Source organism: Bosea sp. 685, assembly GCF_031884435.1.
In the GTDB taxonomy this organism is placed as follows: Bacteria; Pseudomonadota; Alphaproteobacteria; order Rhizobiales; family Beijerinckiaceae; genus Allobosea.
Map to the genome: position 1 here is coordinate 1,052,032 of NZ_CP134779.1, position 15,870 is coordinate 1,067,901.

Here is a 15,870-nt window from a genome sequence, read left to right on the forward strand (position 1 = left end):
GGTGTCGTCTCCCTCGGCCGTGCGACACGACAGCCTTAGCCTCTGCGGGCCTTGCGGGTAATCCATCCCTTTTTCCGAGAGGGCGCAATCGGCGTAGGCTTCAGCCCAGCAAATGCAGCCCGCGCACGCCGTCGAAGACGAGCTTGCCCCCGACCGCGAGCAGCAGCCAGTAGATGATCGTGTAGAAGCGCTCGGCCGGAACGCGGCGCACCAGCCAGACGCCGGCGACGGTCGAGACGATCGCGACCGGGAACAGCGCTGCCGAGGCGGTGAGGTTTGCCGGGGTGAACTGGCCGAGCGCGAGATAGGGGCCGAGCTTGATCAGGTTGAGCATGGCAAAGAAGATCGCGCCCGTGCCGACGAAGACGGCAGGGGCCAGGCGCTGTGGCATGACGTAGATCTGGAAGGGTGGGCCACCGGCATGGGCGATCATGCTGGCGAAGCCGCAAAGCGCGCCCCAGAACGAGCCGGCGAGGTAGCTCGCCCGTTTCACCGGCGCTGCCGCTTTGCCGTCGCTCAGCATGCGGCGCAGCGCAAAACCCATCGAGATCAGGCCGATCGCGAGGCCGACGGCCGCGTCCGAGACCTTCGCCGCCAGCAGATAGCCGGCGAGAATGCCGAGCAGCGCACCGGGCAGCAGCGTCGCGAGATTGCGGCGATCGAATTCGCGGCGATAGGACCAGACCGTCACCACATCTTGCGAGATCAGCAGCGGCAGCATGATCGCGGCCGCCTGGACCGGCGAGACGACGAGGGCCATCAAGGGCAAGGACAACAGGCCGAGCCCCGAGAAGCCGCCTTTCGACAGGCCCATCAGGATGACGGCGGGCACCATGGCGGCGAAGAAGGCAGGGTCGAGGATCATGGGTTCGGGGCGCTCGCCTCGGCGTGGCGCAAGGATTGCGCGAGGCATCCATTGCTGGGCGAAAGTCTGACGGCCAGACGCTTGCGCCAGAGGGGGCGAATGCTCACGATCCCGCCCAAAATGAGCCTCCGCCGCTGCCGGTTGGTCCGCGGGGTGTAGGCCAGAACAGGGCGAAGAGGATACGCGTTCCATGAATGCCCCGCATGCAAGCGGCTATGCCGAGACCTATGCGCGCTGGCGGGTCGATCCGGAAGGATTCTGGGCGCAGGCCGCCCAGGCTGTCGAATGGATCAAGCCGCCCAAGGCGATTTTTGACGCGATGCAAGGGGCCTATGGTCGCTGGTTCCCCGATGCGAGCTGCAACACCTGCTTCAATGCGCTCGACCGCCATGTCCGCGACGGCCGGGGCGAGCAGGCGGCGCTGATCTATGACAGCCCGGTCACCGGCACGAAGGCGACCTACACCTACGCGCAGATGCTCGACGAGGTCGCGACGCTTGCCGCCGTTCTGCAGGATCTCGGCGTCGGCAAGGGCGATCGCGTTATCCTCTACATGCCGATGATCCCGGAGGCGGCCTTTGCCATGCTCGCCTGCGCCCGGATCGGGGCGGTGCATTCGGTCGTGTTCGGCGGCTTCGCGGCCAAGGAGCTGGCGACGCGCATCGACGACGCGACGCCCAAGCTCATCCTGACGGCGACCTGCGGCATCGAGCCGAGCCGCGTCGTCGAATACAAGCCGCTGCTCGACGCCGCGATCGACCTCGCCGATCACAAGCCGCAGCATTGCCTCGTGCTGCAGCGGCCGCAGGCCGACGCCTCGATGCATGTCGCCCGCGACAGGAACTGGCGCACGCTGACGGCCGCCGCCAAGGCCGCCGGCCGCAAGGCGGAGTGCGTCGAGGTTGCCGCGACCGACCCGCTCTATGTGCTCTACACCTCCGGCACGACGGGCCGCCCCAAGGGCGTGGTGCGCGACAATGGCGGCCATATGGTCGCGTTGAAATGGACGATGGACAATCTCTACGACGTGCGGCCCGGCGAGGTGATGTTCACCGCCTCCGATGTCGGCTGGGTCGTTGGCCACAGTTATATCGTCTACGGGCCGCTGCTGCAGGGAGCGACGACTGTTCTCTACGAGGGCAAGCCGGTCGGCACGCCCGATCCCGGTGCGTTCTGGCGGGCCATCGCCGAGCACAAGGCGGTCGCGCTCTTCACCGCGCCCACCGCCTTCCGGGCGATCCGCAAGGAGGATCCGCAGGCGAAGCATCTTGCCGGCCACGACCTGTCGCATTTCCGGGCGTTGTTCCTGGCCGGCGAGCGTGCCGATCCCGATACGCTGAAATGGGCGGAGGAGATCCTGAAGGTTCCGGTGATCGATCATTGGTGGCAGACCGAGACCGGCTCCTGCATCGTCGGCAACCCGATCGGCCTGGAGTTGCTGCCGATCAAGCATGGATCACCGACCGTGCCGCTGCCGGGTTACGACGTGCAATGCCTCGACGAGGGCGGCCGGCCCGCACCAGCCGGGACGATGGGGGCGATCGTGGTCAAGCTACCGCTGCCGCCCTGCGCGCTGCCAACGCTGTGGCAGGATGACGAGCGCTTCAGGGAAGGCTATCTCGCGGCTTTTCCCGGCTATTACAACACCTCGGATGCCGGCTTCATCGATGCCGACGGCTATGTCTTCATCATGGGCCGCACCGACGACATCATCAATGTCGCCGGCCACCGGCTCTCGACCGGCGGCATGGAGGAGGTGCTGGCCTCGCATCCAGCCGTGGCGGAATGCGCCGTGGTCGGCATCAAGGATGCGCTCAAGGGCGAGCAGCCCTGCGGCTTCGTCGTGCTGAAATCTGGCGTGACCCAAAGCCCGGCCGAGGTCGAGCGGGAGCTGGTCGCGTTGGTACGCGACAGGATCGGCCCGGTGGCGGCTTTCAAGCTGGCCTTGACCGTCAACCGGTTGCCGAAGACGCGCTCGGGCAAGATCCTGCGCGCCACGATGAAGAAGATCGCCGATGGCGAGGATTACGCCATGCCTGCGACAATCGAGGATGCGGCCGTGCTGGGCGAGATTGGGCTTGCCTTGAAGGGCAGGGGACTGGGGTAGGGGCGTGTCATTCCGGGTTCTTCGCGGAGTTTATCCTTGGGCCGACCGAAGGTCTGACCCGAGGGCACCCCCCGGGATGACAGTCAAAACCCGATCGTTGCCCCATTCCAGCTCAAGAGCCGCTCCGGCCACTCCAGCCGCATCAGATCCTCGCCGACGACCAGCGCACCGGCATAGCCTGCCGCCCTGATCTCGCGGGCGAGCGCAGCGGTGTCGGCGGCGGGTGGCACGAGATGGGTCAGCGCCAGCGTTTTTGCGCCCGAGCGCAGCGCCAGCCCCGCCACCACCTCCGGCGTCATGTGGTAGCTCTGGACCGAGGCGACGGTCTCGGCGGAACGGACGCCCGCGACGACCGGCATCTGGCTGGCGATGAAGACCTCGCAGACGAGCAGGTCGCAGCCCTGTGCCGCCTTTTCCAGCGATGGCGTCAACCGCGTATCGCCGGAGAAGACGATGCGGCTATCGCCACGGGAAAAGGAAAGCCCGAAGGCCGGCTCAACCGGCTTGTGATCGACGAGGAAGGCCTCGATCGCGAGGTCGCCGAGGCCGGAAACGATCCCCTCGCGCAACTCCTCGAAGATGACCTCCAGCCCCGTGGCGTCAGGGCGTTTCTCGAAGGCAATGCGCAGGGCGCGCTCACGGGCGAAGGCCTCGTATTGCGCGCGCATATTGGCGAGCGCCGGGGTCGGGGCCAGGACGCGCCAGGGCCGGTTGCGGCCTTGATGCCAGGAGGAGACGACGAGCTGGTAGAAGTCGACGAGATGGTCGGAATGCTCATGGGTGACGATGAGCAGGTCGATATCGGCGCCCCGGTGGCTGGCGGCGACAAGGCGCTGGCTGACGCCCGAGCCGCAATCGACCAGTAGTTTGCGCCCCGCCGCCTCGATGAGATGCGAGGGGCCGGCGCGGCGCAGGCTGACCGGCGGTGCGCCGCTGCCGAGGAAGGTGAAGGCTAGTCTGTGATCCGTCATGGCGCGAGGCTGTCAGGCGGTGCGCATCTCCGCAAGCCGGCCACGCGGATGCATTCCGTTTCGGCTTGTGTGTTATACAGCTTTACGTTGAATTCAGCGGTGGTCGGCGAACCTCCCGGCGCTGGATTGCGCCGTGGGGCTCTTCGTGCGGCCGTCTCCTGAACCCGCCGCCGCCTGGTGCGGGGCAGGAGAGGTCTCAGTCTTCCTCGTCGTCCTCGGCCGGGCGCTTGAGCTGCTTCAGCTTGGAGAAGACCGAATCGACGTCGATGGCCTCTTCTTCCTGGCGCTTCGGCTTGCCCATATCGGCGAAGGTCTGATTGAGCGCGGGCGCCGGCGCGGTCGTCTCTTCGGCGGGGAGCAGGGTCGAGCCGATTTCGGCGATCGCGGCGGGACGGTCCTTGGCGGCGCGGCCGACCTCGAAGTCGAGATCGATCTGCGAGCACAGGCCGAGGCTGACGGGATCGATCGGCGACAGGGTCTGGGCGTTCCAGTGGGTGCGGTCGCGAATCTGGGCGATGGTCGACTTGGTCGTGCCGATCAGGCGGATGACCTGCGCGTCCTTGAGTTCGGGGTGGTTGCGCAGCAGCCAGAGGATCGCATTGGGGCGGTCCTGGCGCTTGGAGACCGGCGTGTAGCGCGGCCCCTTGGACTTCTTCATCTCCGGCACCTTCACCCTGCGCTCGGCGAGCTTGAGGTGGTGGCTCGGGTTCTTGGCGGCGCGCTCGAGCTCCTCGCGGGTGAGCTGGCCGGAGGTGATCGGGTCGAGGCCCTTGATGCCGGCGGCGACTTCGCCATCGGCGATGCCGCGCACTTCGAGCGGGTGGAGTTTGCAGAACTCGGCGATCTGCTCGAAGGTCAGGGACGTGTTCTCGACCAGCCAGACCGCGGTGGCCTTCGGCATCAGCGGGGGATTCGACACGGGACGTCTCCTGAATCTCGAAAGCCGGTCTCAGACCGGGTCAGCGTCGCGGACAATAGCTCTCATGCGCAGACCGGCCTCTTCGGCCGGCCATCCAAATCATCGACGATGAACAGGATGGCGCGGCTTATAGGCAAAGCCGGGGCGGGTGTCCATGAAAAGCGTGAGCCGCCCCGTCATTGCTTTGCTGCGCTCGCAATGACGATGGGCCTCAAACCGTCAGCACGATCTTGCCGATATGGGCATTGCTTTCCATCAGCGCGTGGCCGGCGGCGGCCTCCGTGAGCGGGAAGGTCGCGTGGATCACCGGCTTGCAGCGCCCGGCCTCGATCAGCGGCCAGACCTTGGCCTCGAGCTCGGCTGCGATCCCGGCCTTTTCCGCAATGCTGCGCGGCCGCAGCGTCGAGCCGGTATGGGTCAGGCGCTTCATCATCAGCCTGCGATAGTCGACCTCCGCCTTCGGGCCGTTGAGGAAGGCGATCTGGACGATACGGCCGCTCTCGGCGGCTGCGTCGTAATTGCGGTTGATATAGTCGCCGCCGACCATGTCGAGGATAAGATCGACGCCGCGCCCGCCGGTTGCCTCCTTGGCCGCCGCGACGAAATCCTGCTCGCGGTAATTGATCGTATGGTCGGCGCCGAGGTTGCGGCAGGCCTGGCATTTCTCCGTGGAGCCCGCGGTCGCCAGCACCGTTGCGCCAAAGGCCTTGGCGAGCTGGATCGCGGTGGTGCCGATGCCCGATGTCCCGCCATGGACCATGAAGCTCTCACCGGCCTGCAGGCGGCCGCGCTGGAAGACGTTGGTCCAGACGGTGAAATAGGTCTCAGGGATGGCGGCCGCCTCGATGAGCGAAAGCCCGGCCGGCACGGGCAGCGCATTGCTCTCATGGACCACGGCATACTCGGCATAGCCGCCGCCGGCGACGAGACCGCAGATCATGTCGCCGAGCTTGAAGCGGCTGGCCCCCTCGCCGAGCGCGACGATCGTACCGGCGATCTCGAGGCCGGGAATATCCGAGGCGCCAGGCGGCGGCGCGTATCCGCCTAGCCGCTGGAGCACGTCAGGACGGTTGATGCCGGCGGCTGCGACCGCGACCAGCACCTCGCCGCGCCCCGGCTGCGGCAGGGGCCGCTTCTGCGCCTGGAGAACCTCGGGGCCTCCCGGAGCTTCGAAGCCGATCGCGGTCATCGTCTGGGGCAAGGCGGTCATGGCGTTCCGGTCCTGTAGGAAAGAGCTGAGGCGAGGGGTTGTGAGCGACGTGCCGGCCGGCGCGCCAGCCGAAAGTGGAGTTGCTGTCGTGATCTGATCTCGCATCGGCTTGTCCCGAAAACCGGTTCCCACTTTTCGCAGCCGATGCTCTACTCTGCGCCGCCGTCGAGTTGTCGAATGTGAGGCCGCCATGTCGATCTTTCCAGAGGATGACCGCCCGAAGCCGAAATCCGTGCACGAGATCGGGCAGGATCTTTCGATGCTGTCGCTGGCCGAGATCGACCTGCGCGTCGAAGCGCTGAAGGCCGAGATCGCGCGGCTGGCGGAGGCCCGGGCCAAGAAGGATGCTTCGCGCTCGGCGGCCGACGCCTTCTTCCGCAAACCGGATTGAGCCGGTCTTCTGCCCTTGCGTCATTAAGGATCTCTTAACGATTCCAAAGTATGAATCGCATTGTCCAGTTTGTCTGGATGTCGAGTGGCTCCTGCCCACTCTGTTTGACGCCTCCCTGTTGACCTTCGAGCCGCCCAAGGGCGGCTCTTTTTTCAGCTGCATTATCCCGTTAAGGTTAACCCAATCTTACCGCAGCCTTGATCGCGCTTCGGCGTTATCCTTGCGGTGTTGTCGGCCTGAAGCGTTGCCGCGTCCCTGATGCGAACGCTGTTGTGCCGAAGGGGAACACCGCGATGAACGATGTGCTGATGCTGGAGCCGCAGGTTGACGCTGGGGCGATCTCCTTTGCTCGCGGTTTCGTCAAATCAGACGCCTTCATGCTGTTGTTCCGCGAGGGCATGGGGCTGGTCGAGCAGACGGCGTCCTATCTCGATGGCGATGGGCGCGCCGAGTCGGCGGCTTTGCCGCGCGATGTCGCGCTGACCTACGCCACCGAGAGCATGCGCCTGACGACACGATTGATGCAGATCGCCTCCTGGCTCCTGGTCCAGCGCGCAGTCGCCGAAGGCGAGATGACGGCCGAGCAGGCCCGCGCCGAGAACAACAAGGTCAGGATGTCCGACGCTGCGGGGCAGCCGGCCCATGACGAAGTGGCTCGCCTGCCGCAGGCGCTGCGCGACCTGATGGCGCATTCGGTCCGCCTGCAGGAGCGCATCCGCCATCTCGAAGGCCAGATGTCCGGCGCGGGCCTTGCCCGCGAGCAGGCCAATCCGGTGCAGGACCAGCTCGCCAACCTGCAGGCGCGGCTGGGGCTTGGCCGCTGAGCTTATCGAAACCTCTGTAGCGTCGAAGTTTAAGCAGGCGCTCAGTGCGCGGCGGTCTGGCGAATGTGTGCCAGTACGCTTGCCACGCGCTCTGGCTCTACCACGCCGAACAGGGCGTTGTGCCAGGACCAAGGAAGGATCGAGCAGGGTGGAAACCAGCCGCGGCTGGTTTTTGTCATCGTTTCGAACTCCCGTTCACGCTCCTTGGGTGGAAGAGGCATCCCAACAACCTTACCGAAGAGAGGCGCCATTTCGACAAGCGGTCGGCGTGTGAAATAGACGCTGCCAACGCCGCTAGGCTCGATGTGGACCTTTAGAAATTCGATCCTGTCCGGCTCTATCGCCAAATCGGAATGGATGCCGAAATTGCCGGTCTTGGCGAACGGGTTGAGGCTCAGTCTTGGATAAAGAACGTGGAGCTTCGCGTCCGTCGCGACGTAGATTATTCGGCGCGCTTCCCACAGCACGATGGCTAAGACCAAAAGGAGGGCAATTAGAGCCATTGCGACTAGCGCTGGCGTGAACCGGATGAAGGCGAGCAAGGTTGTGATACCGATACAGGCGAAGAAATATGAGCCGATCAGGCGGGCCCTGATGTAAGCGCCGACATGTGGGCGCCCAACCCAGAGAAGTTCTTCACCAGGTGTTGGAAAGTCGAAGCCCAGCGCCTGAGTTGCGTCACAGGAGGCCGGCTCGAACACCGAGAAAGGCCCTTCGCGGTTCGATCTTACAGCATTACCGCGCCGAGTCGTCATTGGTACCTGATCGGCCTCTGTTTGCGGAGAAGGGCACGTTAGCGCCGACTCTGCATCCCTGTCATTGGCCAAAAGAGGCTCGAACCAGCTTCGAAGCCGAGATCACAGGCGCGACCAATCGCCGCCGAAACGCAAAAAGGCCCGGCCGAATCGGCCGGGCCTTTTTGATTTAGATCAGGGGCGATCGGAACCGATCGCCGCCAAATCACTTCTTGCCGAGAGCGCCGAACGCGCCAAAGCGCGAATTGAAGCGCGAAACGCGGCCGCCGCGGTCGAGCATGTGCTGCGTGCCGCCGGTCCAGGCCGGGTGGGTCGTGGGATCGATGTCGAGATTGAGGGTGTCCCCCTCCTTGCCGAGCGTCGAACGGGTGAAGTATTCCGTGCCATTGGTCATGACGACCTTGATGGTGTGGTAGTCGGGATGGATGCCGGTCTTCATGGCGAAATCCTCAATCGATAGAAACGGGCCTGCCTCGATCAGCGGGCATGGATAGTCGGCCCGTCGAATAATTTCGTATGAGCCTGTCTGTGAAGTCGCCAGCGCCATAGCGCAGGCGGGCCGACAGTGCAAGCATGACAGGATAAAGACGCGTGGCCGAAGCCGATAAAGACGATACCAAACCGAGGCCTGATTTCCGTTCGCTCTCCTCGTTCTGGCCTTATGCGCTGGCCCAGAAGGGTCGGATCGGGCTCGCCCTGCTGGCGCTGGTCGTTGCCTCGGCGGCAACGCTGATCCTGCCGCTGGCGGTGCGCCGCGTCATCGATGTCGGCTTTTCCGGCGGCGAGCAGCGAATGGCCAACAGCTATTTCCTCGTCCTCGTCGGCATCGTCGCGATCCTGGCGCTGGCGAGCTCGGCGCGCTTCTACCTCGTCATGACGGTGGGCGAACGCATCGTCGCCGATCTGCGCTCGGACGTCTTCGCGCATCTGACCAAGCTCGAACCGGCCTTCTTCGATTCGAGCCGGGCGGGCGACCTCGTGTCGCGGCTCACCGCGGATACCACGCAGATCAAGTCGACCTTCGGCTCCACGGCCTCGATCGCGCTGCGCAACGGTATCATGGTCATCGGCGCACTCGGCCTGATGATCTTCACCAGCCCGCAGCTCTCGGCCATCGTCATTGCCGCCATCCCGGTCATCGTCCTGCCGCTGGTGTTGTCGGGCCGCTCGGTGCGGCGGCGCGCGCGGGCGGCGCAGGACCGGCTCGCCGACGCCTCGGCCTTCGCCTCGGAAGCGGTCGGTGCGATCCGCACCATGCAATCCTTCGGGGCGTCGCAGCAGACGGCGGCGCGTTTCGCAGCCGCCTCGGACGATGCCTTTGGCGCCTCGCGCTCGGCCACTGCCTCGCGCGCGCTGCTCTCGGGCGTCGCGATCTTCCTGGTCAGCGCCAGCGTGGTCTGGGTGTTGTGGACCGGCGCGACCGAGGTGTTCGAGGGCCGCATGACCGGCGGGCGGCTGTCGCAGTTCATCCTCTATGCGGTGATGGCGGCCAGCTCGCTCGGCCAGCTCTCGGAGGTCTATGGCGAGATCTCGGCTGCTGCCGGTGCCGCTGGGCGCCTCGGCGAAATCCTGGCGATGAAGCCCGCCATCGCCGCCCCGCCGAATCCGCGGCCAATGCCGCAGCCGTCGCGTGGCGAGCTCTCCTTCGAGCAGGTCTCCTTTGCCTATCCCGGCCGCAGCCTGTCCGCGCTGCACGCGCTTAGCTTCAAGGTCAGGCCGGGCGAGCGCGTCGCGCTGGTGGGGCCCTCAGGGGCGGGCAAGAGCACGGTGCTGCAATTGGCGCTGCGCTTCTACGATCCCGCTAGCGGCCGCGTCGTCGTCGACGGCGTTACCGGGCCCGAAGCTGATCCCGAGGATTGGCGCCAGCGCTTCGCATTGGTGCCGCAGGAGCCGACGGTGTTCGGCGTCTCCGTCGCCGACAACATCGCCTATGGCCGGCCGCAGGCGAGCCGTGCCGAGGTCGAGAACGCGGCCAGGCTTGCTGCCGCAGACGGCTTCATCCGCAGCCTGCCGCAGGGCTACGACACCATCGTCGGCGAGCGCGGCGTCACGCTTTCGGGCGGCCAGCGCCAGCGCCTGGCGATCGCGCGCGCGGTGCTGAAGGATGCGCCGATCCTGCTGCTCGACGAGGCGACGAGCGCACTCGATTCCGAGAGCGAGCGGGCAGTGCAGGATGCGCTCGACCGATTGATGCAGGGCCGCACCACGCTGGTCGTCGCCCACCGCCTCGCCACCATCCTCTCGGCCGACCGCATCCTGGTGATGGATGAGGGACGCGTCGTGGAGGATGGGACCCATGCCGAACTCAAGGCGCGAGGCGGGCTCTATGCGCGGCTGGCGGCGCTGCAGTTCGGGCTGGAGGCGGCTTAGAGCAGGCTGGGCGTCATGCTCGGGCTTGACCCGAGCATCTCGGAAACCAGTGTCTTCTCGTCATGAGATTCTCAGGGCGCAAGCCCGAGAATGACGCGTTCGATCAACCCTTCTCGCCATGGCTGCGCGGATAGGCGTTACGCTCCGGCGATGTCCACCCGGTGAGCAGCGCGGGCTCGGTCGCGAAGATCTCGACTTTGAGCGGGTAGCAGGCGGCGTCGTTACTCGAATGGCTCGCGCTGCAATCGCCGCCGGGGCAAGCCGAGAGCGCGCCGATGAGGTCGATCTCGGCGAAGAACTCAATGTAGTCACCCGGGCGGACCGGGCTCGCCTTCATGAAATACTGGTGCGTGTCGCGGGTGAAGCCGGTGCACATGAAGACGTTGAGCACGTCGTGGACATGCTGCTCGACCTCGCGCGCCGGGACGCCCTTGGCGGCGCCAAGCGCGCGGGCGAGGTTCGAATGGCAGCAGTGATGATAGTCGCCGCCGCTGAGGAGCCGGTTGGTGTAGGGGTCGCAGCGCGTGCCGATGACGTCGTGGATGCCGCCGCCATCGTCGTCCCAGCCATACCAGCCGAGCGTATCATGCGTGATCGTCGCCATTGGCCGCAATGAGGGCAGGGTGCTCCAGAGCCGGTCGCCCGTGCCGAGATGGGTCGCGTGCAGGGCCCGTGTCTTGCCGCTGAAGAAGCGCTCGGAGAGATCGTCGGCGTTCCAGAGATTGAGGTCGCCGACCTGCGGGCCCTCGATGCTGGTGATGCGGAAGAAATGGCCCTTGGGCACCTGGAAGGCGCGCCCGTCGCGGGGCGGAACGATGACCTCGTCGAGCTTGGTCAGGCTTTGCCGCGCGGCCTGCAGCATCGCCATGTCGACGCCGGGCAAAGTCGCGTTGGGATAGACCACCACTGCGGGCTTGCTGCGCCGCTCGGCGGCATCGGCCGGGGCTGCTGTCGTGGAGAGATCCGGCATGCTGCGTAGTCTCCGATACGGCCTCGTTCCCACCGGCCGGAGCCTGGGAGGAACAATTATGACTGATGGACTGGCTTGAGCAACATTGGAATTCTTGCCTCAAGGCTAAGTCTGGCTTAGCCATATGGGATGAGATTGCCGCCCCTCGGCGGGTTGCGCGCCTTCGAGGCGGCTGCCCGTCATGAAAGCTTCGCCAGCGCCGCGAGCGAACTGAACCTGACGGCGGCGGCCGTCAGTCAGCATGTGCGTGCGCTCGAGCAGTGGCTGGGCGTGCGGCTGTTCGAGCGCCATCCCCGCGGGGTTATACTGACTGCGGCGGGGCGCGATTTCGGCGGCTCCGTCTCGCACGGCCTCTCCCATATCGCGATTGCGGCGGGGCAGGTGGCGGCGAAGACGCGCCGGACCCTGGTGAGTCTGGCCTGCCTGCCCTCGGTCACGACACGCTGGCTGATTCCGCGCCTGCCGCTGTTCCGAGCAGCTTATCCGGATATCCAGCTCAACCTGGTCTATGCGCTCGATGCTGCAACGCCTGCGCAGGCTGGTGTCGATCTGCTGATCCAGCATGGACCCCGGCCTGGTGCGGGCGCGATCGCGATCCTCAGCGCTGCCACGCGCCCGACCTGCTCGCCGGAATTCCTGGCCCGGCATGGTCCTTTCGCTGTGGCGTCCGACCTGCTGGCCGCCGAGCTGCTGCATGACGAGACCCAGTCCGCCTGGGGGCGCTGGTTCGCTGCCGCCGGGCTGAACGCTCCGATAGGGGGCGGGCCGATCTTTGCTGACTTCAACCTCCTGGTCGCCTCGGTTATTGCCGGGCAGGGCGTCGGGTTGTGCCCGACCTCGCTCATCGCCGATGAACTCCAGCGCGGCAGCCTGACGACGCTGTTCGAGCAGCCCTCCGACGAGGACAAGCAGTACTGGCTGCTGGAGGCGGGCGGCTTGTCGCCTGAGGCGGCGATCTTGCGCGATTGGCTCGTCATCATGAGCCGTGGCTGAGATCCTGCTCCAAGTTGCGTGTTCCGATCGGGAAACTACCTCGGCGGCAGAGCCGCATAATAGGCGGCGAGCGCTGCGATCTCGTCGAGCGACATGGCGCGGGCCATGAAGCGCATCTCCTTGTGGGCGCGCTTGCCGGAGCGGAAGGCCAGCATCTGGTTGGCGAGATAACGTTCGTTCTGACCGGCGAGATGCGGCACTTCGCTATCGCGCGCGATCCCGTCCAGGCCATGGCAAGCGGCGCAGCCCTCGACTGAGGAGGTGCGGGGCTCGGCCGCGGCGGGAACAGCCGCCAGGCAGAGCAGCAGCGCCCAGCTTCGGGCTTTGGGCAAGCGCGGGCGGCGCGGATGCGTCACCGCTCGGTGATCTTGAACTCGATGCGCCGGTTGCGGCGCCAGGCCTCGTCGTTGTTGGCGACGTCGAGCGGCTGGAATTCGCCGAAGCCGGTCGCGGCGATGCGGTCGTTGGGAAGGCCGCGTGTGATCAGGTACTCGACCACCGCGACGGCGCGCGCGGTCGAGAGGCTCCAGTTCGAAGGGAATTGCGGTGAGCGGATTGGGCGGTTGTCGGTATGGCCGTCGACGCGCAGGATCCAGGGAATATCCGGGGGCATTTCGCGGCCGAGATCGACCAGGATCGCGGCGAGCTTGTCGAGTTCGCCGCGACCTTCCGGCTTCAGCACGGCCTGGCCGGCGTCGAAGAAGACCTCGGACTGGAAGACGAAGCGGTCGCCGACGACGCGGATATCGGGCCGCGTGCCGAGCACCTGGCGCAGGCGGCCGAAGAAATCGGAGCGGTAGCGCGCCAGTTCCTGCACGCGCTGGGCCAGCGCCACGTTCAGCCTGGAGCCGAGCTCGGAGATGCGCGCCTGCGATTCCTTGTCCTTGGTCTCGGAGGCGTTGAGCGCCTGCTCCAGCGCCGCGAGCTGCCGGCGCATCGCCAGGATCTGCTGGTTGACCAGATCGACCGTCGCCTGGGCGCGGGCCGAGAGCTGCTTCTCGCTCTCGAGCGCCTTCTGGGTCTCGGAGAGCTGGGCCGGGGCGTCGCTGGCTTGCGCAGCGAGCAGGCCCTGGACACGGCTGCGCTCGCCCTGCTCGCGTGTGAGCGTCGACTGCAACAGGGACAGGTTTTCCTGCGCCTGCCGGTTCGAAGAGCGCTCCAGCGCGAGCAGGTCGGTCAGTTCCGAGATCTGGCGGTTGAGGCGGTCGAGCGCGGTGTCCTTGCCGGTCAGCTCCTGCGACAGGAAGAACTGGCCAAGCACGAAGACCGAGAGCAGGAAGACGATGCCGATCAGCATCGTCGAGAGCGCATCGACGAAGCCGGGCCAGAAATTGATCTCGTCACGGCGGTGGGAGCGGGAAAGGGCCATGCTTAGCGGCTCCTGCTGATCAGGGCGTTGTTCCGAGCGTGTCGTGTCGGCGCGCTCATGGCTCCGTGACGTGGTCGGCGGTCAATCTCTCGATCAGGCGCTTCATGTCCTTCTCGCGCGAGGCCTGCGCCTCGACCCAGTCGCGAATGAGCTGCTGCTCCGCGCGCATATGCTGGACCAGACCCTGGATGCCCTCGGCGAGACTGGAGAGCGCCTGGGTCGCGGCGCGGTTATTGGCTCCGCTCTCGGCCATGGCGGCGCTGAGCTTGTCGAAGCGGTCATTCAGCGCGTCGCCCGCGAAGGGCTGGGAGGCGGTGACCGAAGTGGCGCTGGCGGTGCGTGTGCCGAGCCAGCTCTCGATTTCGTTGCGGAAACGGCGCTGGGCCTGGGCGACCTGCAACTCCAGGAAGCCGAGGATCAGCGAGCCGGCGATGCCGAAGAGCGAGGAGGAGAAGGACAGGCCCATGCCGGCGAGCGGGGCGGCGAGCCCGGCCTTGAGTTCATCGAAGAGCACGCCGGCTTCCGCGCCGGTGCGCAGCGACTTGATGACGGAGCCGACGGAGGAAACCGTGTCGAGCAGGCCCCAGAAGGTGCCGAGCAGGCCGAGGAAGACGAGCAGCCCGGCGAGATAGCGCAGGACCTCGCGGCCGTCATCGAGCCTGACCGCGATCGATTCCAGAACAGTCGAGGCCTGGGCGGGGGCGAGGCTGCCTCGATCGAGCTGAGGCAGCACGCCGCTGAGCGGGGCAATGACCTGATGACGCTTGACCTCCGCCTGCAGCGGAGCGGCGGCGAGGCGGGTGGCGGCGCGGGCCTCGCTGTAAAGGCGCCAGAGCTCGCGCAGCGCGATCAGCACGCCGACGAAGAGGGAGCCGAGGATCAGGCCGTTCAGGCCGGGATTGGTCATGAAGGCGGTGGCGAGACCGCCTTGCAGGATGTAGCCGAGGAAGCCGATCAGCGCCAGGAACAGGAGCGCGCGGATGACATAGCGCAGCGGACGCGAAAAGCGGGTCTCCTCCCGCATCGTTGCGACCGTGACCTTCTCGGCCGCGATGTCCTCATCCGCCATGCTTCGTCTTCCGTTCACGTCTTGCCGCCTGCGGGACTGTCGCCTCCAGCGCCGCCAGGATCAAGCGTGAAAGAGCAAAGATATATGTCAGCCTGCCGACTTGAGCGCGGCGCGCAGCGACTGTTCGCCGACTTCATTGCCGCAGATGATGTCTTTGGCGCTGGTCGGCTGCTTGCCGTCGAGCGTGCCGAAGGTGCCACCGGCTTCGCGGATCATCACCGCCCCGGCTGCGAAATCCCAGGTGTTGAGGCCGCGTTCCCAATAGGCGTCCATGCGGCCCGCCGCGACATAGGCGATGTCGAGCGCGGCCGAGCCCATGCGCCGGACATTGGCGAAGCGGGTCATCACCGCGCCCAGCTCGTGCAGGAAGAGCGGGTGCCCGCCCTTGCCGATATGGGGCACACCCATGCCGATCAGCATCTCGGCGGGCTCGCGGCGGCCCGAGACGCGCATGCGGCGGTTGTTGACATAGGCGCCCTTGCCCTTCTCGGCGATGAAGAGCTCGTCCTTGGCGGCGTCATAGACCACGCCGGCGATGAACTGGTTGTCGCGCTCGAGCGCGACCGAGATGTTCCAGTGCGGGATGCCGCGCAGGAAGTTGTGGGTGCCGTCGAGCGGGTCGATGTGCCAGCGGTTGCTCTCGTCGGTGCCGTGGACGACGCCGCTCTCCTCCATGACGAAACCGTAGCCGGGGCGGGCCTTCTCCAGCGCGGCGCGGATGATCTCTTCGGCCTTGGTGTCGGCCTTGGAGACGAAATCGCCGGGGCCCTTGGCGAGCACCTGCAAATTCTCGATTTCGCCGAAATCGCGCTTCAGCGAGCGGGATGCCTTCATTACGGCGTCCGTCATCACGGTCATCAGGGGGGAGCGGATCATCGATACCTCAGGGTGCAGCAGTCGAACGGCGGCGTCGCGGCGCCGATCAAGATGTAAAAGAGCTGGCCGGAACGTCCCGAGCCCTCATCCCGAGGAGCAGCCAAGAGCCGGATGATTTCAGATGGAATCACAGAGTGATCCCATCTGAAATCTGAATCCGTCTCTCATCTAAGAGTTAGAG

Annotated in this window: 16 protein-coding genes; 5 read left to right on the top strand and 11 right to left on the bottom strand. The window is 66.1% G+C overall.

Going from position 1 to position 15,870, the window contains the following annotated elements; genetic code table 11:
• Positions 1-100: 100 nt before the first annotated feature.
• On the bottom strand, positions 101-865 hold the full coding sequence (locus RMR04_RS06020) for a sulfite exporter TauE/SafE family protein (RefSeq protein ID WP_311913546.1): 765 nt from the start codon (positions 863-865) through the stop codon (positions 101-103).
• A 190-nt stretch (positions 866-1,055) separates the two neighbouring features.
• Between RMR04_RS06020 and RMR04_RS06025 the strand changes: the two genes are divergently transcribed.
• Positions 1,056-2,972: a propionyl-CoA synthetase gene (locus RMR04_RS06025; protein WP_311913548.1), complete on the top strand. Its 1,917-nt coding sequence runs from the start codon at positions 1,056-1,058 to the stop codon at positions 2,970-2,972.
• 83 nt (positions 2,973-3,055) lie between these two features.
• On the opposite strand, the gene RMR04_RS06030 is transcribed toward RMR04_RS06025, so the two are convergent.
• From RMR04_RS06030 to RMR04_RS06040, 3 genes are all read right to left on the bottom strand, one after another.
• Complete coding sequence (locus tag RMR04_RS06030; protein ID WP_311913549.1) at positions 3,056-3,943, bottom strand: MBL fold metallo-hydrolase; 888 nt, start codon at positions 3,941-3,943, stop codon at positions 3,056-3,058.
• Between the two features lie 196 nt (positions 3,944-4,139).
• Positions 4,140-4,862, bottom strand: a complete 723-nt coding sequence (locus RMR04_RS06035; protein ID WP_311913550.1) for a DUF1013 domain-containing protein — start codon at positions 4,860-4,862, stop codon at positions 4,140-4,142.
• A gap of 211 nt (positions 4,863-5,073) precedes the next feature.
• Positions 5,074-6,072: an NAD(P)H-quinone oxidoreductase gene (locus tag RMR04_RS06040; protein ID WP_311913551.1), complete on the bottom strand. Its 999-nt coding sequence runs from the start codon at positions 6,070-6,072 to the stop codon at positions 5,074-5,076.
• Positions 6,073-6,262: 190 nt separating this feature from the next.
• On the opposite strand from RMR04_RS06040, the gene RMR04_RS06045 reads away from it, so the two are divergent.
• Both RMR04_RS06045 and RMR04_RS06050 read left to right on the top strand, forming a co-directional pair.
• Positions 6,263-6,463, top strand: a complete 201-nt coding sequence (locus tag RMR04_RS06045) for a DUF1192 domain-containing protein (RefSeq protein WP_311913552.1) — start codon at positions 6,263-6,265, stop codon at positions 6,461-6,463.
• Between the two features lie 293 nt (positions 6,464-6,756).
• The gene (locus tag RMR04_RS06050; RefSeq protein ID WP_311913553.1) at positions 6,757-7,287 is read left to right on the top strand and encodes a protease adaptor protein RcdA; all 531 of its coding nucleotides are present in this window, start codon (positions 6,757-6,759) and stop codon (positions 7,285-7,287) included.
• A 41-nt stretch (positions 7,288-7,328) separates the two neighbouring features.
• On the opposite strand, the gene RMR04_RS06055 is transcribed toward RMR04_RS06050, so the two are convergent.
• Positions 7,329-8,042, bottom strand: a complete 714-nt coding sequence (locus tag RMR04_RS06055) for a hypothetical protein (RefSeq protein WP_311913554.1) — start codon at positions 8,040-8,042, stop codon at positions 7,329-7,331.
• A 205-nt stretch (positions 8,043-8,247) separates the two neighbouring features.
• On the bottom strand, positions 8,248-8,481 hold the full coding sequence (gene rpmE / locus RMR04_RS06060; RefSeq protein ID WP_069692997.1) for a 50S ribosomal protein L31: 234 nt from the start codon (positions 8,479-8,481) through the stop codon (positions 8,248-8,250).
• Positions 8,482-8,633: 152 nt separating this feature from the next.
• Between rpmE and RMR04_RS06065 the strand changes: the two genes are divergently transcribed.
• A complete protein-coding gene (locus RMR04_RS06065; RefSeq protein WP_311913555.1) occupies positions 8,634-10,412 on the top strand; it encodes an ABC transporter transmembrane domain-containing protein in 1,779 nt (592 codons plus the stop codon).
• 103 nt (positions 10,413-10,515) lie between these two features.
• Here RMR04_RS06065 and RMR04_RS06070 read toward each other — a convergent pair whose 3' ends face one another.
• Positions 10,516-11,382: an urea carboxylase-associated family protein gene (locus RMR04_RS06070; RefSeq protein WP_311913556.1), complete on the bottom strand. Its 867-nt coding sequence runs from the start codon at positions 11,380-11,382 to the stop codon at positions 10,516-10,518.
• A 129-nt stretch (positions 11,383-11,511) separates the two neighbouring features.
• Here RMR04_RS06070 and RMR04_RS06075 point away from each other — a divergent pair, with 129 nt between their 5' ends.
• Positions 11,512-12,375 (top strand): LysR family transcriptional regulator, encoded by an 864-nt coding sequence (locus tag RMR04_RS06075; protein WP_311913558.1) that lies wholly within the window; start codon positions 11,512-11,514, stop codon positions 12,373-12,375.
• A 35-nt stretch (positions 12,376-12,410) separates the two neighbouring features.
• Here RMR04_RS06075 and RMR04_RS06080 read toward each other — a convergent pair whose 3' ends face one another.
• The 4 genes from RMR04_RS06080 to RMR04_RS06095 form a co-directional block, all read right to left on the bottom strand.
• A complete protein-coding gene (locus tag RMR04_RS06080; protein ID WP_311913560.1) occupies positions 12,411-12,731 on the bottom strand; it encodes a c-type cytochrome in 321 nt (106 codons plus the stop codon).
• Positions 12,728-13,744: a peptidoglycan -binding protein gene (locus tag RMR04_RS06085; RefSeq protein ID WP_311913561.1), complete on the bottom strand. Its 1,017-nt coding sequence runs from the start codon at positions 13,742-13,744 to the stop codon at positions 12,728-12,730. Before RMR04_RS06085 ends, RMR04_RS06080 begins: the two co-directional genes overlap by 4 nt.
• Before the next feature lie 55 nt (positions 13,745-13,799).
• A complete protein-coding gene (locus tag RMR04_RS06090; RefSeq protein WP_410492203.1) occupies positions 13,800-14,813 on the bottom strand; it encodes a flagellar motor protein MotA in 1,014 nt (337 codons plus the stop codon).
• Positions 14,814-14,900: 87 nt separating this feature from the next.
• Positions 14,901-15,689: an inositol monophosphatase family protein gene (locus RMR04_RS06095; RefSeq protein ID WP_092167618.1), complete on the bottom strand. Its 789-nt coding sequence runs from the start codon at positions 15,687-15,689 to the stop codon at positions 14,901-14,903.
• Between the last annotated feature and the right edge of the window lie 181 nt (positions 15,690-15,870).